Source organism: Neisseria sp. P0001.S005, from assembly GCF_051963715.1.
Genome location: NZ_JBQCTZ010000002.1, coordinates 52,877 through 69,228 on the forward strand (window position 1 = coordinate 52,877; position 16,352 = coordinate 69,228).

At 48.1% G+C, this 16,352-nt stretch carries 12 protein-coding genes, 2 pseudogenes and 1 CRISPR repeat array; of the genes and pseudogenes, 10 read left to right on the forward strand and 4 right to left on the reverse strand.

Annotated elements, in window-relative coordinates; translation table 11 throughout:
* Positions 1–55 precede the first annotated feature (55 nt).
* Positions 56–1,205: a CRISPR direct-repeat array (repeat unit 31 nt; unit sequence CAGCCGCCTTCGGGCGGCTGTGTGTTGAAAC).
* Positions 1,206–1,466: 261 nt separating this feature from the next.
* The 3 genes and pseudogenes from ACTHSP_RS00915 to fghA form a co-directional block, all read left to right on the forward strand.
* A pseudogene (locus ACTHSP_RS00915) lies at positions 1,467–1,727 on the forward strand (CRISPR-associated helicase/endonuclease Cas3); the annotation flags it as partial.
* Between the two features lie 93 nt (positions 1,728–1,820).
* Positions 1,821–2,957: an S-(hydroxymethyl)glutathione dehydrogenase/class III alcohol dehydrogenase gene (locus ACTHSP_RS00920; RefSeq protein WP_070748505.1), complete on the forward strand. Its 1,137-nt coding sequence runs from the start codon at positions 1,821–1,823 to the stop codon at positions 2,955–2,957.
* 8 nt (positions 2,958–2,965) lie between these two features.
* Positions 2,966–3,793 carry an S-formylglutathione hydrolase gene (gene fghA / locus ACTHSP_RS00925; RefSeq protein ID WP_314512169.1) on the forward strand — a complete coding sequence of 276 codons (828 nt, stop codon included), beginning with the start codon at positions 2,966–2,968 and terminating at the stop codon, positions 3,791–3,793.
* 184 nt (positions 3,794–3,977) lie between these two features.
* Here fghA and rtcR read toward each other — a convergent pair whose 3' ends face one another.
* Entirely contained in the window at positions 3,978–5,606 is a 1,629-nt protein-coding gene (gene rtcR / locus ACTHSP_RS00930; protein ID WP_440345463.1) for an RNA repair transcriptional activator RtcR, read from the reverse strand.
* 1,118 nt (positions 5,607–6,724) lie between these two features.
* Here rtcR and ACTHSP_RS00935 point away from each other — a divergent pair.
* The 3 genes from ACTHSP_RS00935 (at position 6,725) to ACTHSP_RS00945 (ending at position 10,519) form a co-directional block, all read left to right on the forward strand.
* Positions 6,725–8,299, forward strand: a complete 1,575-nt coding sequence (locus ACTHSP_RS00935; protein ID WP_440345464.1) for a vWA domain-containing protein — start codon at positions 6,725–6,727, stop codon at positions 8,297–8,299.
* Between the two features lie 88 nt (positions 8,300–8,387).
* Positions 8,388–9,866: an RNA ligase gene (locus ACTHSP_RS00940; protein ID WP_440345465.1), complete on the forward strand. Its 1,479-nt coding sequence runs from the start codon at positions 8,388–8,390 to the stop codon at positions 9,864–9,866.
* Positions 9,867–9,958: 92 nt separating this feature from the next.
* On the forward strand, positions 9,959–10,519 hold the full coding sequence (locus ACTHSP_RS00945) for a hypothetical protein (protein ID WP_003746257.1): 561 nt from the start codon (positions 9,959–9,961) through the stop codon (positions 10,517–10,519).
* Positions 10,520–10,606: 87 nt separating this feature from the next.
* Here ACTHSP_RS00945 and ACTHSP_RS00950 read toward each other — a convergent pair whose 3' ends face one another.
* Positions 10,607–11,050 (reverse strand): RpiB/LacA/LacB family sugar-phosphate isomerase, encoded by a 444-nt coding sequence (locus ACTHSP_RS00950; protein WP_440345466.1) that lies wholly within the window; start codon positions 11,048–11,050, stop codon positions 10,607–10,609.
* Positions 11,051–11,136: 86 nt separating this feature from the next.
* On the opposite strand from ACTHSP_RS00950, the gene ACTHSP_RS00955 reads away from it, so the two are divergent.
* The 3 genes from ACTHSP_RS00955 to ACTHSP_RS00965 all read left to right on the forward strand — a co-directional run bounded on the left by ACTHSP_RS00955 (position 11,137) and on the right by ACTHSP_RS00965 (position 13,009).
* Positions 11,137–11,790: a phosphoesterase gene (locus ACTHSP_RS00955; RefSeq protein WP_440345470.1), complete on the forward strand. Its 654-nt coding sequence runs from the start codon at positions 11,137–11,139 to the stop codon at positions 11,788–11,790.
* Positions 11,791–11,926: 136 nt separating this feature from the next.
* The gene (gene nudB, locus ACTHSP_RS00960; RefSeq protein ID WP_440345467.1) at positions 11,927–12,391 is read left to right on the forward strand and encodes a dihydroneopterin triphosphate diphosphatase; all 465 of its coding nucleotides are present in this window, start codon (positions 11,927–11,929) and stop codon (positions 12,389–12,391) included.
* A gap of 84 nt (positions 12,392–12,475) precedes the next feature.
* Positions 12,476–13,009, forward strand: a complete 534-nt coding sequence (locus tag ACTHSP_RS00965; protein WP_003678634.1) for an inorganic diphosphatase — start codon at positions 12,476–12,478, stop codon at positions 13,007–13,009.
* Between the two features lie 202 nt (positions 13,010–13,211).
* Here the strand turns inward: ACTHSP_RS00965 and ACTHSP_RS00970 are convergent, their stop codons facing one another.
* Entirely contained in the window at positions 13,212–13,838 is a 627-nt protein-coding gene (locus ACTHSP_RS00970; protein ID WP_440345468.1) for a hypothetical protein, read from the reverse strand.
* A 296-nt stretch (positions 13,839–14,134) separates the two neighbouring features.
* Between ACTHSP_RS00970 and cysI the strand changes: the two genes are divergently transcribed.
* Complete coding sequence (gene cysI, locus ACTHSP_RS00975) at positions 14,135–15,892, forward strand: assimilatory sulfite reductase (NADPH) hemoprotein subunit (RefSeq protein ID WP_440345469.1); 1,758 nt, start codon at positions 14,135–14,137, stop codon at positions 15,890–15,892.
* Positions 15,893–16,019: 127 nt separating this feature from the next.
* Here cysI and ACTHSP_RS00980 read toward each other — a convergent pair.
* Positions 16,020–16,352: pseudogene (locus ACTHSP_RS00980) on the reverse strand (hypothetical protein); the annotation flags it as partial.

Here is a 16,352-nt window from a genome sequence, read left to right on the forward strand (position 1 = left end):
CGGGCGGCTGTGTGTTGAAACGCTTGCCGTTGCTTAACTGTTGAAACGAATTATACAGCCGCCTTCGGGCGGCTGTGTGTTGAAACAATATTGAGCAATGCGAAAATCTGCCCGAAGAACAGCCGCCTTCGGGCGGCTGTGTGTTGAAACCACTCAAAAGAACAGGATTTGCCTCAAATGTGCAGCCGCCTTCGGGCGGCTGTGTGTTGAAACTCGACCTCCTGACGTTTGACGCTGACAAACGAGCAGCCGCCTTCGGGCGGCTGTGTGTTGAAACAGATTGTGTTGCCATGATAAGCCCCTTTCCGGGCAGCCGCCTTCGGGCGGCTGTGTGTTGAAACCAATAGGGGGGATATATAACCGCTCCTCTATCCGCCAGCCGCCTTCGGGCGGCTGTGTGTTGAAACACGCCGATGGTAGAGGCTACACCTGCCCTGCGTGAACAGCCGCCTTCGGGCGGCTGTGTGTTGAAACTGAATACATCTGGTATTGGCGCGGTAGCCATCGGTACAGCCGCCTTCGGGCGGCTGTGTGTTGAAACTACATTTTCGTCAATCATGATTTACTCCCAAGAGCAGCCGCCTTCGGGCGGCTGTGTGTTGAAACAAGGCTTCGGGAATACCTGCAAGCCCCAAAAGGCCCAGCCGCCTTCAGGCGGCTGTGTGTTGAAACTTACAACCGAAAACACATCATTATCAGCAAAGGCCCAGCCGCCTTCAGGCGGCTGTGTGTTGAAACGCTTTAATAAGTTGCTAGTAAAACTTTTACTTGACCCAGCCGCCTTCAGGCGGCTGTGTGTTGAAACAGGTTATGGATAACGACTACGCCGGCGGTGAGGTTCCAGCCGCCTTCAGGCGGCTGTGTGTTGAAACTGAAAATTTCGATAAATTCAACGGTATTCCATTACCAGCCGCCTTCAGGCGGCTGTGTGTTGAAACCCTGCTTCGACGTAGCCGTCATACATGAGATTTCCAGCCGCCTTCAGGCGGCTGTGTGTTGAAACTGCCGATGATAGGCGGAAGTCCTGCTGTTGGCAGCCCAGCCGCCTTCAGGCGGCTGTGTGTTGAAACCCTGCGTTGATGATACTCAGGAAAGACATTGTCGTCCAGCCGCCTTCGGGCGGCTGTGTGTTGAAACATATATTTCCTTTCGGAGAGAAAACATGTCAGATGACCAGCCGTCTTCGGGTAGCTGTGTGTTGAAACTCTGCCACCGTATCTCATGTCTGAGTAAGGAAGAGGGGCTGTATGTTCGGATATCGTCCAAGCAGACCGCTCTTCTTTTGATCCTTCGCTTTCCGAAGCTTTAGTGAAAGCTGTGAAGGATATTAGAAGCAAGTTATAAAGGGTAATCAATAACAATGCCGTCTGAAAAAGTTTCAGACGGCATTTTTTATATTTACATATTAAATTTAATATCATATTATCATTGAATCTATATCAATTTGAATTTTTTAGAATTTCAATATGAAACCCCTAATTTACTACGCCCATCCCGCGCAAGATAAACTCGGTAATCTCTTGCCTTACGAGCATTGGCAAACCTTACAAAGCCATTTGGTCAATATTGGGGAAATGGCGGCGGAGTTTGCTCGGATGTTTGGGGTGCAGGAAATTGCCTGCCAAATGGAACAGCTTCACGATTTAGGGAAATATTCGGAACCCTTTAATAACCAATTGCATGGAGGTCTTCCAGTTGATCATGCTACTACTGGAGCCAAAATTGCAAAAATGCTTGCTTCAGGGTGGGTTCCAAAGTATAAACTGTGGTTATCTTACTTAGGCTAGATAACTTTATTAATAAATTAAAAGGCAAAAATAATGGAAATTAAACAAACCAATTCAACCATCAAATCTCGTGCGGCGGTGGCATTCGCTCCAAATCAACCCTTACAAATTGTGGAAATCGACGTAGAAATGCCGCGTAAAGGCGAGGTGTTAATTCGTAACACTCACACTGGTGTGTGCCATACTGATGCGTTTACGTTATCAGGAAGCGATCCTGAAGGCGTGTTTCCTGTGGTACTTGGGCATGAAGGTGCGGGTGTGGTTGTTGCTGTGGGCGAAGGCGTGTCAAGCGTAAAACCAGGTGATCACGTCATTCCGCTTTACACCGCAGAATGTGGCGAATGTGAGTTTTGTCGTTCAGGTAAAACCAACTTATGCGTCTCAGTGCGTGATACACAAGGTAAAGGCTTAATGCCGGACGGCACGACACGTTTTTCTTATCAAGGTCAACCGATCTATCACTATATGGGCTGTTCGACCTTTAGTGAATACTCAGTTGTTGCCGAAGTTTCACTGGCGAAAATCAACCCAGAAGCGAACCACGAACAAGTATGTCTGCTCGGCTGCGGCGTTACCACAGGTATTGGTGCGGTGCATAACACAGCAAAAGTGCAAGAAGGCGACTCTGTGGCAGTGTTTGGCTTGGGAGCGATTGGTTTGGCGGTGGTGCAAGGTGCGCGTCAAGCCAAAGCTGGTCGCATTATCGCTATTGATACCAATCCTTCAAAATTTGAGCTGGCAAAACAGTTTGGTGCAACTGACTGTTTGAACCCGAACGATTACGATAAACCGATCAAAGATGTGCTGTTAGATATTAACAAATGGGGCATTGACCATACCTTTGAATGTATTGGCAATGTAAACGTAATGCGCCAGGCATTAGAAAGTGCGCACCGTGGCTGGGGACAATCTATTATCATCGGCGTAGCGGGTGCAGGCCAAGAAATTTCAACTCGTCCGTTCCAGTTGGTTACAGGTCGTGTTTGGAAAGGCACGGCATTTGGTGGCGTGAAAGGCCGCTCTGAACTTCCGAAAATGGTGGAAGATTCAATGAAAGGCGACATCGAGTTAGAACCATTTGTGACCCACACAATGACACTCGATCAAATCAATGAAGCCTTTGAGTTAATGCATGAAGGTAAATCGATCCGCGCTGTTATTCATTACTAAGGTACGCGATGAAACTGATTGAACAACATCAAATTTTTGGTGGTTCGCAACAAGTTTGGGCACACTACGCCCAAACGCTTCAATGCGAAATGAAATTTGCCGTCTATTTGCCGGATAATCAGGAGAATCGACCGCTTGGTGTGATTTATTGGCTTTCCGGCTTAACGTGTACGGAACAAAATTTCATTACCAAATCAGGCTTTCAGCGTTATGCGGCAGAACATCAAGTGATTGTGGTTGCACCTGATACCAGCCCTCGCGGAGAGCAAGTGCCGAACGATGCTGCTTACGATTTAGGGCAGGGTGCGGGCTTCTATCTTAATGCCACCGAGCAGCCTTGGGCGACGAATTATCAAATGTATGATTATATTTTGAATGAGTTGCCTAGTCTGATTGAGGAAAATTTTCCTACCAACGGCAAACGTTCGATTATGGGACATTCAATGGGCGGACATGGCGCATTGGTATTGGCGCTGCGAAACCAAGAACGTTATCAAAGTGTTTCTGCCTTTTCGCCCATTTTGTCGCCAAGCCTTGTGCCTTGGGGAGAAAAAGCCTTTACTGCCTATTTAGGAAAAGATCGCGAAAAATGGCAACAATATGATGCCAACTCGCTCATTCAACAAGGCTATAAAGTACAAGGTATGCGTATTGATCAGGGCTTAGAAGATGAGTTTTTGCCAACACAATTACGCACCGAAGATTTTATCGAAACCTGTCGTGCGGCAAACCAACCGGCCGATGTGCGCTTCCACAAAGGCTACGATCATAGCTATTACTTCATCGCCAGTTTTATTGGTGAGCATATTGCCTATCATACGGCATTTTTGAAGTGAGCCAAAGAAGTGATTCGTGAATCGATCAAACGTTGGTATGAACGTTAATTTTTCATGTTAACGAAAATAAAAGGCATCAGATTGATGCCTTTTATTTTTATAAATACTAAAAGTGATATTAGAATTATATATTTACTAGGATCAGCATAAGGAAGATTTTGCAAAACCTCCTTGCTCACTCTACTTAAATATCTCTCCATTCTAATCTGAATCGCTGTAAATATTTCCTTAATCGGTCGCTGTCATTGACTTTTGCCCTTTCTGTTCGGGAGACGTTGAACAATGCACGGCCGGCAGCGGCCATGTTGGGGTGTTTGCGGCATTCATTGATAACGTGTTGCAGTTGTAGTTTGTCGAACAAATCCAATGTGTCCCAATCGACTTTATCGGGGTAGTCTTGTGCTTTTTCAGACGGCCTGTTATGTAAGAGGCCGTCTGAAAAGGGTTCTTCCGACCATAACCATTTGAGGCGTTCGATTTCGGCTTGGACTTGTTCTACCTGTATCCTGCCTTGAGGCGCGAGTGTGGCCAGGCGCATGATGCTGGCGGCGAGGTCGCGGAAGTTGCCGCGCCACGGTGCTTGGTTGGAGTGGGCGAAGTCGAGGTAGGTGGCTAGGGCTTCTTTGTTGAAGCGGGTAGTGCGGCCGAGTTCTTGCGAGGCTAGGGCGAGCTGGTGTTCGACGTTGGGCTCAATGTCTTCGCGGCGGTTGGCGAGTGCGGGCAGTGGGTAATTCCAGATGTTGATGCGGGCGAACAGGTCTTCGCGGAAGCGTCCGGCGCGGATTTCGTGGCGTAAGTCGCGGTTGGTGCCGGCGATGAGTTGGAAGTCGCTTTTGACTTCGCTGTCGCTGCCGACGGGATAAAAGTGTTTTTCTTCAATGGCTTTGAGCAACATGGCTTGCTCGTCTAAGCCCAATTCTCCGATTTCATCTAAAAACAATACGCCGCCATCGGCAGTTTTCAAATAGCCTTCACGTTTTTCTGCGGCGCCTGTAAAGGCGCCTTTTTTGTGGCCGAACAGGGCAGATGCTGCGCCGTCGCCGCGAAGGGTGGCGCAATTTACATCGACAAATGTGCCTTTAATCAGATGGCGCGCTTTTTTCAATTCAAAAATCCTGCGTGCCAGCATGGATTTGCCTGCGCCTGTCGGGCCGGAAAGCAGAATGGGGGAAGGGGAGTTGAGCGCGACTTGTTCGATTTCGGCAATCATGCGGTTGAAGGCGGCGTTTTGGGTGGAAATACCGCTTTTCAGGTAGCGCACTGCGTCGTCGCGTACGGCGGCAAGGCGTTCGGCCAGTACGTCGTAACGAGCCAAGTCCAAATCAATGATTTCATAACTGCCGACATTGCCGTCCTCCATACTGCGTCTTTGGTTTTTGGGCGGAGCGGTTTGTAACAGTACGCCGGGGATTTGACGCGATTCCACCAATAAAAACAGACAGATTTGGGCAACGTGCGTACCTGTGGTGATGTGGGTGAGGTAGGTTTCTTCTTCTGTATCAAATGGATAGCTTGCTGCCCAATCGTGCAGCTTGGTATAAACCTCGGAGAAGTCCCACGGGTTTGCCAGCTCCATAGGCACGAGATTAACGACTGTGTGGGGTGACACCTGCTGAATATCGGCTTTTACATGATCCGCCAGTTCGCGGTATTTCTCCGCATAAAACAGCTCCATACGGTCGAGATGAAAATCTTGACGCTGATTCATGGCGACGTTTGGCCGCCACTTCTGCCAACGCCCTTGACCGAAACCGCTATCTAATACCGTACCGAGAAAGCTGATGGCGACTTGTTTTTTAGGGGAGGTATTCATGTTTCAGACGGCCTTTAAATTATTTTTTCCAATATAAATTTGCCGTTTACTTAACCGCAAGCGTTTGTCCAAATCATCGAATCTCATCATATATCCTTGTATATTTTATTTTCTATATAATTATCTATAAATATATTTTTTAATATTCTACGCTTCTTGCCGATAAAAGCTACTTTAAAATATATTTTCTTTATATTCAATTAATTAAAAATTATTTTTATAAAAATTTTATTCTTGGCACGCTGTTGGCTTTGTTGTGAATGTAACGATACAGCAGATGCTTCGGGAAATACAGTTACCGGAGAAAAATTTTCCGTAAATTTAGTTGCTGTGTGGTTACAGGGCGAATGCCAACAAGACTACATTTGGATTAACAGGTTCGAATCCTGTCTCGTCTGATAGACGTTGAACGTCTTGTTTATTTAGTCGCCCACCCTTTTCCAATATGGTAGGCAAATGCCTGGGGAAACTACAACATGGATATCCTTATGTCGCAGGTTCGAGTCCTGTCTCTGTTATCCAAAATAGCAGAGTAGCTCAGTTGGTAGAGCCAAGGCATGTTTCCCTTAAAAACTTGTTGCGTGCCATATTATTTTTACGGCAGCAGGCGGATGCCTGAAGAGAATACATGAACCCTTCACGTTAAAACCGTTTCTCTTCATGTTTAGCCGCTACGCTGCCACCCATGCAAGGCCGTCTGAAATATTCAGGCAGGCTGATATAAAAACTGTTTTCGGTACAGACGGCAAATGCCGGAGGAATTACAGCCTGCTAAGCGCGAGGTCGCGGGTTCGAGTCCCGTCTCTGCCGCCAACTATGGCAGAGTAGCTCAGAGGATAGAGCGCGTAAAAATTTCTCCACTCTTTGTTGCCCAATGTGCCACCCCTTATGGGCGAATGCCATTAGGATTACATTCCTTTCTTGCTACAAACCTGAATGATCCTAATTAAACTAGTCGCCCTACGGCAGTAGGCGGATGCCCGGAAGAGAATACATTAGCTTTCAGTTAAAAACGCTTCTCTTCATCTTTAGCCGCCACACTGCCACCCATTCAAGGCCGTCTGAAAAACAAAGCTACAACAAGTTCAGACGGCCTCAAACCAACAATATGAAAGAAAATGAAAATGGCTAATACTACCTTGTTTCAATCTATTAAAAACCGTTTTACTAAAACCGATACCCATAATGAAGCCGGCGGCATCGCCTACACGCTAACGCCCAAACAACAGCTTGCCCAGCTTGCGGCTACCGGTTGTCTGAACAATACCTTCTATGCCGATGCCCAAAGCCAGCTTGACCAAGTGTTGAAATTGGCAGAAAGCCTGGATGCCGAGTTTATCGCCAAAACGGCCGTATATGCCCGTCAAAAAGGTTTTATGAAAGATATGCCTGCGCTGTTGCTTGCCGTATTGGCGCAAAAAGACGTGAACATGCTCGCCCGCGTATTCGACCAAGTAGTGGACAACGGTAAAATGTTGCGTAACTTCGCACAAATTATCCGCAGCGGTGCAGTCGGCAGAAAATCCTTCGGCAACCGTCCGAAAAAACTGATGCAGACTTGGCTTTTGACCGCTACCGAGAAACAACTGTTGAACGCCGCCGTCGGTAATTCGCCGTCGCTGGCGGACGTGGTCAAAATGGTGCACCCCAAACCGCGTGAAGCATGGCGTGCCGCATGGTTTGCATGGCTGATTGGCAAACCGTACGACCGCGAAGCATTGCCGCCCATTACCCGCGCTTTTGAAGACTACAAACAAAGCCGCCAAGGCGAATTGCCCAACGTTCCCTTCCAAATGCTCACTGCTTTAGACTTGAACAGCGGCGACTGGGCACAAATCGCCCGCAACGGCTCATGGCAGCAGGTTCGTCAAAACCTGAACACTTTCCTGCGCCACGAAGTGTTTGCTAAAAGCAAAAACATCAAAATGGTGGCAGAAAAACTGCGTGACGAAACCGCCATTGCCCACGCCCGCGTCCTGCCTTACCAATTGCTGACTGCGTATCAGGCAACATCTAATCAAATGCCGTCTGAAATCCGTGAAGCCCTGCAAGATGCGATGGAAACCGCCGTACAAAACGTACCGGCAATCCAAGGCAAAGTCGTGGTTTGTCCGGACGTTTCCGGCTCTATGCACAGCTCGGTTACAGGCTATCGCGGCAGCGCGACCAGTAAAACCCGCTGCATCGACATTGCCGCGCTCGTATCCGCTGCCATGTTGCGTACCAATCCACAAGCCCGCGTGATACCGTTTGAACAAATCACGGTAAACGTCAAGCTCAACCCACGCGACAGCATCATGACCAACGCCGAAAAACTCGCCAATATCGGCGGCGGCGGAACGGCATGCAGCGCACCAATCGCCATGTTAAACCGTGAAAAAGCCGATGTGGATTTGGTGGTCATCGTGTCAGACAATGAAAGTTGGGCAGATGACAACCAAGGATGGGGCGCAACAACCAGCTTGATGAAAGAGTGGGACATTCTGAAAAGACGTTGTCCAGAAGCCAAACTCGTTTGTCTGGATATCCAGCCCTACACCAAGGCTCAAGTACGAAACCGTCAGGATATTTTGAACATCGGCGGCTTCTCCGACCAAGTATTCTCCCTGATCGGTTCCTTTGCCGAACGAGGTATGGGTACAGATTTCTGGGTAGAAGAGATTGAGAAAACGCCGTTAGCAGCTGTGAACTGAAGCTAAGGCCGTCTGAAAAAAGGGTAGAAATATTTTTCAGACGGCCTATTTATTCAGGGTAAGCTGAGAAAAAGAATAAGGAAACAAAATGCAAAAATTTATCTTAATCCGCGGTCATCAAGGTTCGGGAAAATCGACGTTTGCCGAACAAAAAGCCGCCGAATTTAAAGCGCAGTATCTGGATGCGGAAGTGGTCCGTATTGAAAATGATTTGTTTATTACCGATGAATATGGTGAATATCGTTGGTCGGGCGAAGCGGTGGATAAGGCGCAAAAACGCGGTAATGCTTTGATGACTGAAACTTTGAGACGTGGACGCCAAAATCCGAATCGAAATATTCTGATCATTAATTCCAATACCAACCAAAAAGCTTCGCGTTGCCGTCATTTATTGAATCAGGCGGAGAAAAGCGGTTTTGAAACAGAGGTCTATCGACTGCACAATTTCTATCCCAACCTGCATGGCGTGAAAGAGCATGACGTATTGGCGGCGTATATCAAGCTGAACCAAAACCGAGTGGCAAACGAAATCCATATCGAGGCCGTGCAACCGGCAAATGCGGAACAGTTAGAAAAAATCGAACAGATGCAGGCTATCGAGCATAAGCCGCTGGTGTTTGATGAGGCGCAGCAAACCTTTGTGACCGATCACTATCTGCAACACGGCAGCCGTAACTTTACTGCCAAAGCATCCAAGCGTTATCCCAAATTGCGCGTGTTGAAATACGCCCGCAGCGTGTTCTATAACAACCGCTTTGATGATGCGTTGCTGGAAATGCGCGGTTTGATTATCGATGCGCATAATCGAATCATCGTGCGCCCGTTTAAAAAAGTGTTCAATTATTCGGAACGTATTGCCAAAGGCAGCCGCTATCCGATACGAATCAGTGACGAGAAGCTGGTGGACGCGGTTGTAAAAGTGAACGGCTTCCTCGGTTGCTGCACTTTCGTCTCGCTTTCAGACGACCATCCGTCTCACGGCGCAGCGTTTGACGGCAAAGTGCTGTATTCGACTACCGGTTCTCTTGATAGCGCGTTTACCGACATGACCGCCGCACATTGCGCACAATACGAAACCCTGTTCCGCGCGTATCCAAACCATACTTTTTTGTTTGAAATCACAGATGCGAAAGACGTACACATCATCCGTGAAGAATTGGGAGAAACCTTAATCGGCTGCATTGATGTGGCGACCGGCCGTCAGTTTACTGAAGCGGAATTGGACGAAATCGGCAAACAATACGGAGTGCGCCGTCCTGAAACGTTGAAAAATATCACGTTCGGCGAGCTGAAAGGCCGTCTGAAAAATGTGGAACACGAAGGCTTTATGGTATTTGATGCACAAAACGGCGAAATGCTGTTCAAACTCAAATCGCCGTATTACCTGATTTCCAAGTTTTTAGGACGAAGCAACGAGGGCAATATCGGCCGCAAACTGGACAAACGCCATGTTGATGAAGAATTTTATCCTTTGATCGACTACATCCACGAGCATCAGGAAGCATTCAACGCCATGCCGGAATTGGATAAGATTGCGTTCATTCAGGCGTTTTTGAGACAGTTGTAAGGCCGTCTGAAAAATGCTATATGCTTGTGTTAGTATAGCGCTGGCGGATGGAGTGTTTCATCTGCCATACTTTTAGTGAATAAGGAAAAACAATGAAAAAAACAAGTATCGTTAGGAAACTGATGCTCGCCATCGCTATGCTTCCGTTAGCTGTTCAAACTGCGCAGGCTGAGGAATTTGGGTCTTTCGGCGCTCCGCCTAAAGGCTTCAAAGTCGGCTATCAAACCGCGCAAAATGGTGTGACATTGATAGAACTTGTGCCGCAGAAACAGACTGTGGAAGACTGGACGCAAATGGTCACGCTGCAATCCATGGCAGGTATGAAACCGGGTGTTGAGCAGTTTTTCGGCAATCTTTCAGCCTCATGGCAGAATGCCTGTCCGCAAAGTAGTGTCAACCCAATAACGGCAGGTGAAGAAAACGGCTATCCATTCGCTTTGGTGATGTTGTTTTGCGCCAACAATCCGCAAACCAGCAAACCTGAATTTACTTGGATAAAAGCCGTACAGGGTAACGAAGCTTTGTACGTGAAGCAATATGCTTTCCGTTACGAGCCGACGAAGGCCGAGTTGACCAATGCCGTCATGCATTTGCGCAATTTACGCGTCTGCGACAACAGCGCAGGACATCCTTGCAATAAAAAAGGAAAATAAGCATTTAAATATTTTCAGACGGCCTTACCGGTTTTGCTAAAGCGAAACGTAACAAGGCCGTCTGAAAATATATGGAGCAACACGTATTTATTTTCCGCGCTCGTATGCTTCAATTTCGCCAACTTTAGGCGCATAGCCGCTGCTTGTGTTGTGGCGCAAGTCCAACCAGATATCGACCAATGCCCAAGCGGCCGGAGCGGCAATCACGTTTTGCCCCATACATAAAACCTGCGCATCATAGTTTTCCACCGAGCCGCGGAGCGTGAGTAAATCATGCGCCGTTGCCGCCCGTATGCCGCGCACCTTATTGGCGGCAATCGCCGTACCCACGCCCGTGCCGCAAACTAGCAGCGCGCGGTCGGCACGCCCTGCCGCGACTTCTTCGGCCGCGGCAAATGAGAGTTGCGGATAGCTTCCTTCGGACGAGGATAAATCGACCAAGCTGCTGACGCGCGTGTCGTTTTGCAGATGCGCTTTGAGCGCGTCTTTCAATATTGCGCCGTTGGCCGGCGCGGCAATAACCAAACGCATAAAAACTCCTTGAAGCACACAATAAACATTACTCAGCATACGCCCGCGCGTGATACGATTCAAGCTTGCAACGCAGAGAACACGGCATGAGCAAAACCTACTTCACATCCGACCTACATTTCTCACATAAAAACATTGCCAAATTCTGCCCGCAATTTCGACCGTTCGATAACGTGGAGCAGATGGATGAATTTTTAATCCGGACATGGAATGAAACCGTTACGCCTGAAGATACGGTGTACAACTTGGGCGATTTTTCCTTTGCCCAAGACCATAAGCAGATAGAGCGCGTTTTGTCGCGGTTGAACGGGCAACATCACTTGATTTACGGCAATCATGATCATGTGATTCGGCAGCATGCCGATTTGTTCCGCAGCCAAACCAAGCATGACGGCCATCCGCTGCTGTCGTCCATACGGTCGTATTTGAAACTCAAATTGCCGGAAATTAAGAATACGCTGGTTCTTTTTCACTATCCGATTCAGGAATGGGACGGCTGCTATCAGGGTTGGTATCACTTATACGGCCATTTGCATGACAGGGTGGCGGAAATCAAAGGGCGTGCTTTAAATGTTGGATTCGATTTGCACGGCCGCTTTTTGACGGCGCAAGACGTCGATAAGTTTTTGTGTGATTTGCCTAAAATTTCGTATTTTGGCGAAGCAGGGTTGAAGGCCAATTCGCCGGAAGAAGCGACAGAACTGGTGTCTCGGAAACTGGCGCAGTTAAATCAGGTATAATTTCAGACGGCCTTTGCGGATTTCCGGCAAAGGCCGTCTGAATATCAATTTCCCATTTTTGAGTGATACATGGAAACCCTTTTGGCTTACTTACTAAAAAAATCAGCCTCCCCAATCAATCCGGCAAGGAAAAGTCATGAGCGGTAAGCCTTTGAAGTATCCCGTTTCCGCTTTGGTTGTTTTGCATGATAAAGACGGCAATATCCTGCTGATTGAACGTACGGCGCCGCAAGGTTTTTGGCAGTCGGTTACCGGCAGCTTGGAAGAGGGCGAGCGCATCGAAGAAACCGCATGGCGCGAAGTGTGGGAAGAAACCGGTATCCGCCTTGCAGACGGCCAGCTGGAAAACTGGCACGACAGCACCGTTTATGAAATCTATCATCACTGGCGCCATCGCTATCCCAAAGGTGTTTTTGAAAACCGCGAACACATCTTCTCCGCCCAAATTCCGCGCGATACGCCCATCATCCTACAACCTGACGAACATGTTGCCTACGGCTGGTTTGGTGCGGAAGAAGCGGCGGAAAAAGTGTTTTCCCCTTCCAATAAACGCGCAATTTTAGAATTGGTCAAAAGGCTGAATGCCAAAAAGGCCGTCTGAATACGACAGTTTCACATTTTCAGACGGCCTTGGGTTTGCTATACTTTTGCCGTTTGACTCTCTTTAAAATCAAAGGAAACCATCATGGCAGACTTCAACAAAATCCTGACCCCGGGCGATGTGGACGGCGGTATCATCAACGTTGTCAACGAAATCCCTGCGGGCAGTAACCACAAAATCGAGTGGAACCGCAAACTGGCCGCCTTCCAACTCGACCGCGTTGAACCGGCAATTTTCGCCAAACCGACCAACTACGGCTTCATTCCGCAAACTTTGGACGAAGACGGCGACGAATTGGACGTGTTGCTGGTGACCGAGCAGCCTTTGGCAACCGGTATTTTCCTGGAAGCACGCGTTATCGGCGTGATGAAATTCGTTGACGACGGCGAAGTGGACGACAAAATCGTCTGCGTTCCAGCCGACGACCGCAACAACGGCAACGCCTACAAAACTTTGGCCGATTTGCCGCAACAACTGATCAAACAAATCGAGTTCCACTTCAACCACTACAAAGACCTGAAAAAAGCAGGTACCACTAAAGTTGAATCTTGGGGCGATGTAGAAGAAGCGAAACAAGTCATCAAAGAATCTATCGAACGTTGGAACAAACAAGCCTAATCGGTTTGTCCCATCCAATATCAAGGCCGTCTGAAAATCAAATTTTCAGACGGCCTTTTTATATCTCAGCAGCCTATCAATCCTTCAAGCATTTTCAAACTGATATTTCAAACGAATCAATCATATTATTTTAAATAATTGTTCCCTAAAGCCGAAATTTCAGACGGCCAGAGAATAGGTTTTCTAGATTGCAATTACAGCATCACCCCCAAAACGCTTTTTCAAATCCTGCCGCGCATTCCGGTGGCAGTTCCCGTTGTAGTAAATCATGCAGAGCAGAATATAATGCTGAAGGTATGTCACAGCTTTCTTCATCGTAAAACTCTCCGCCTGCTTTCCGCCATTCGCACTCAAAATCATAAATTGCCAATAAGGTTTGCATTAGTATTGCTATGGAAGGTGCGATAAGGCGGCGGTTTTCTATCGTACCGTAACCTGTTATCAGCCAATAAACAGGACTGCCGGGAGCGGCAGTATCGGCAAAAAGAATTGAATCGTCAAACATTATGCCAAATATCGCCCATTCTTCACGCCAGCCTTGTGTAGGCAGATATTGCTTGGTCTTCCTATCCCAGCCGAAGGCCCAATCGTGCCAACTGTTGGGCAACTTGGGATAAGTCACCCATTGTAAAAACAGAGTTTCCATCTCCAGCCAATAATTGGCAAGTAGATCGTCGGAATGCCATATGCCGTCCATATGGCGATAGAAGTCGGCTAATGCACCCAAATGTAGATGACGGTTACCTTCCAGTGGGGGCAGTTCCTGCAACGTTTCTGTATAGGGAAAACCAAAGGTTTGTGCGAAAGTGCGTATAAGGGAGTGAGGCATAAAGTTTGCTTGCTGTATTTTTACGGTTTAAGTCCGTGGAAGATAATGGATTATAGTGGATTTAATTAAAATCGGGCTTGACGCAGGCTAATGATGTAAGCCATCGGTTTAGTTTATTTCTGATCTGCCAACGTTCATCAGTCAGAACATAAATATAGTAAATTCAAATTGGCTATGGGTTAGTGCGGTATTTTACCAATATAACAAAATCGTCTTTAAAACAAACAAACCATTCTTTCTCATTTTCAGACGACCTCATTAAAGTAACGCCTATACCAAAAATAAGGAGTGCTTCAATGACTGCTACCACAACCGACCCACGAGCCAAGCTGCCTGAGACGCCTTTGTCCGGCAACGAAGCCTTGAAAGAGCGCAGCGATTATCTGCATGGCACGATTAAGGAAGAGTTGAAAGACGATTTTACCGGCGGCTTTACTGCCGACAACTTTCAGCTTATCCGCTTCCACGGTATGTACGAACAGGACAACCGCGATATCCGTGCCGAGCGTACCGAACAAAAGCTTGAGCCTTTAAAAAACATGATGTTGCGTTGCCGTTTGCCCGGCGGCATCATTACGCCGAAGCAGTGGCTGGGTATCGACAAATTTGCCGGTGAAAATACGATTTACGGCTCTATCCGCCTGACCAACCGTCAAACCTTTCAATACCACGGCATTCTGAAAACCGATTTAAAACAGGCACATCAGGCATTGCACAAACTAGGTCTCGATTCCATTGCCACAGCCAGCGATGTCAACCGCAATGTGTTGTGTACCAGCAATCCTGTGCAAAGCACTTTACATCAAGAAGCCTATGAATGGGCGGCGCGCATCAGTATGCACCTCCTGCCGCGTACCATGGCATATGCCGATGTCTGGCTGGACGGCGAAAAAGTGTTCTCGACCGAGCCGACCGAGCCGCGCAATAAAGAAATTGCCGACGACGTAGAGCCGATTTTGGGTAAAACCTATTTGCCGCGCAAATTCAAAACCGCCGTCGTGATTCCGCCCGATAACGATGTGGACATTCATTCCAACGACTTGGGTTTTGTGGCGATTGCAGAAAATGGCAAGTTGGTGGGCTTCAATGTATTGGTCGGCGGCGGTTTATCCAGCGAACACGGTAATACCAAAACTTATCCGAACACTTCTTACGAATTTGGTTTCGTTCCGCTGGAATACACCCTCAACGCCGCCGAAGCCGTCGTCAGCACCCAGCGCGACTGGGGCAACCGCAGCGACCGCAAAGCAGCGCGTACACGCTATACGCTGCAACGCGTCGGAGTGAATGTGTTCAAAGAAGAAGTCGAAAGGCGCATGGGCATTAAGTTTGAACCTATCCGCCCTTACGAGTTTACCCATCGCGGCGACCATATCGGCTGGGTACAAGGGCATGAAGGCAACTGGCATTTGACTTTGTTTATTGAAAACGGCCGCCTGCTCGATTATCCCGGTAGACCATTGAAAACAGGCATCCGCGAAATTGCCAAAATCCATCCCGGTGACTTCCGTCTGACGGCCAATCAAAATCTGGTGGTCGCCAATGTACCGCCGGAATTAAAAGATACGATTGATAAAATCGCCAAAGAACATGGCCTTATCAGCAAATCGATTACCATCCAGCGTGAGAACTCAATGGCCTGCGTTGCCTTGCCGACTTGCCCGCTGGCGATGGCGGAGGCCGAACGCTTCCTGCCGACATTCTCCGATAAAATTGATGAAATGTTCGCCAAATATGGCTTGGAAGACGAATACATCGTTTTGCGCGTAACCGGTTGTCCCAACGGTTGCGGTCGCGCCATGCTGGCGGAAATCGGTTTGGTCGGTAAAGCAGTCGGTCGCTACAACCTCTACGCAGGTGGCAACCGTGAAGGCACACGCATTCCGCGCCTGTTTAAAGAAAACATTACTGAACCTGAAATCCTTGAAATTGTCGAAGGCTGGGTGGCAGATTGGTCTCGAAACCGTTTAGATGATGAAGGTTTTGGCGATTTTGCCATCCGCACCAGCATCGTCAAACCCGTATTGGACGCTCCGCGAGACTTCTGGGCATAATGCATACAACCAGATCCACAAGTCTGCAATAAGAAAATAGAGAAAACCAAAGGCCGTCTGAAAATCTGATTTTCAGACGGCCTTTTATATTGTGCGTATTTATATCAAAGATGGAATATAAACCGAATCAGCGGCGACGGCCAAAGCCTCGGCCCATGCTGGGGCGGCGGTAGTTGGAAGGCTGACGCGTAGTTTCGCGGTAACGCTGTTGCTGCTGGGCGTTTTGTTGTTGCGCATTTTGCTGTTGGGCACGCAGGGTGCGCGTATTCAGCTGTTGGCTGGTGCGTCTGTTTGGACGTGCGGTTTGATAATAGTTGGCACGGGCTTGACGTGCAATCGGGCTGTTTTGATTGCTTGCTTGTGTGAATTTGTTCGCCAATGCATTGCCGATAAATGCACCGGCTGCCGCACCCACCAAGCTTTGCAGCAGCCAGCTGCCGGTGGATTGGTCGTAGATGTA

What these genes read in the sequence shown, in the direction of transcription:
- ACTHSP_RS00920 (WP_070748505.1), top strand. Translation starts at nt 1,821, where the DNA reads ATGGAAATTAAACAAACCAATTCAACCATCAAATCTCGTGCGGCGGTG.
- fghA (WP_314512169.1), top strand. Translation starts at nt 2,966, where the DNA reads ATGAAACTGATTGAACAACATCAAATTTTTGGTGGTTCGCAACAAGTT.
- rtcR (WP_440345463.1), bottom strand. Translation starts at nt 5,606, where the DNA reads ATGAATACCTCCCCTAAAAAACAAGTCGCCATCAGCTTTCTCGGTACG.
- ACTHSP_RS00935 (WP_440345464.1), top strand. Translation starts at nt 6,725, where the DNA reads ATGAAAATGGCTAATACTACCTTGTTTCAATCTATTAAAAACCGTTTT.
- ACTHSP_RS00940 (WP_440345465.1), top strand. Translation starts at nt 8,388, where the DNA reads ATGCAAAAATTTATCTTAATCCGCGGTCATCAAGGTTCGGGAAAATCG.
- ACTHSP_RS00945 (WP_003746257.1), top strand. Translation starts at nt 9,959, where the DNA reads ATGAAAAAAACAAGTATCGTTAGGAAACTGATGCTCGCCATCGCTATG.
- ACTHSP_RS00950 (WP_440345466.1), bottom strand. Translation starts at nt 11,050, where the DNA reads ATGCGTTTGGTTATTGCCGCGCCGGCCAACGGCGCAATATTGAAAGAC.
- ACTHSP_RS00955 (WP_440345470.1), top strand. Translation starts at nt 11,137, where the DNA reads ATGAGCAAAACCTACTTCACATCCGACCTACATTTCTCACATAAAAAC.
- nudB (WP_440345467.1), top strand. Translation starts at nt 11,927, where the DNA reads ATGAGCGGTAAGCCTTTGAAGTATCCCGTTTCCGCTTTGGTTGTTTTG.
- ACTHSP_RS00965 (WP_003678634.1), top strand. Translation starts at nt 12,476, where the DNA reads ATGGCAGACTTCAACAAAATCCTGACCCCGGGCGATGTGGACGGCGGT.
- ACTHSP_RS00970 (WP_440345468.1), bottom strand. Translation starts at nt 13,838, where the DNA reads ATGCCTCACTCCCTTATACGCACTTTCGCACAAACCTTTGGTTTTCCC.
- cysI (WP_440345469.1), top strand. Translation starts at nt 14,135, where the DNA reads ATGACTGCTACCACAACCGACCCACGAGCCAAGCTGCCTGAGACGCCT.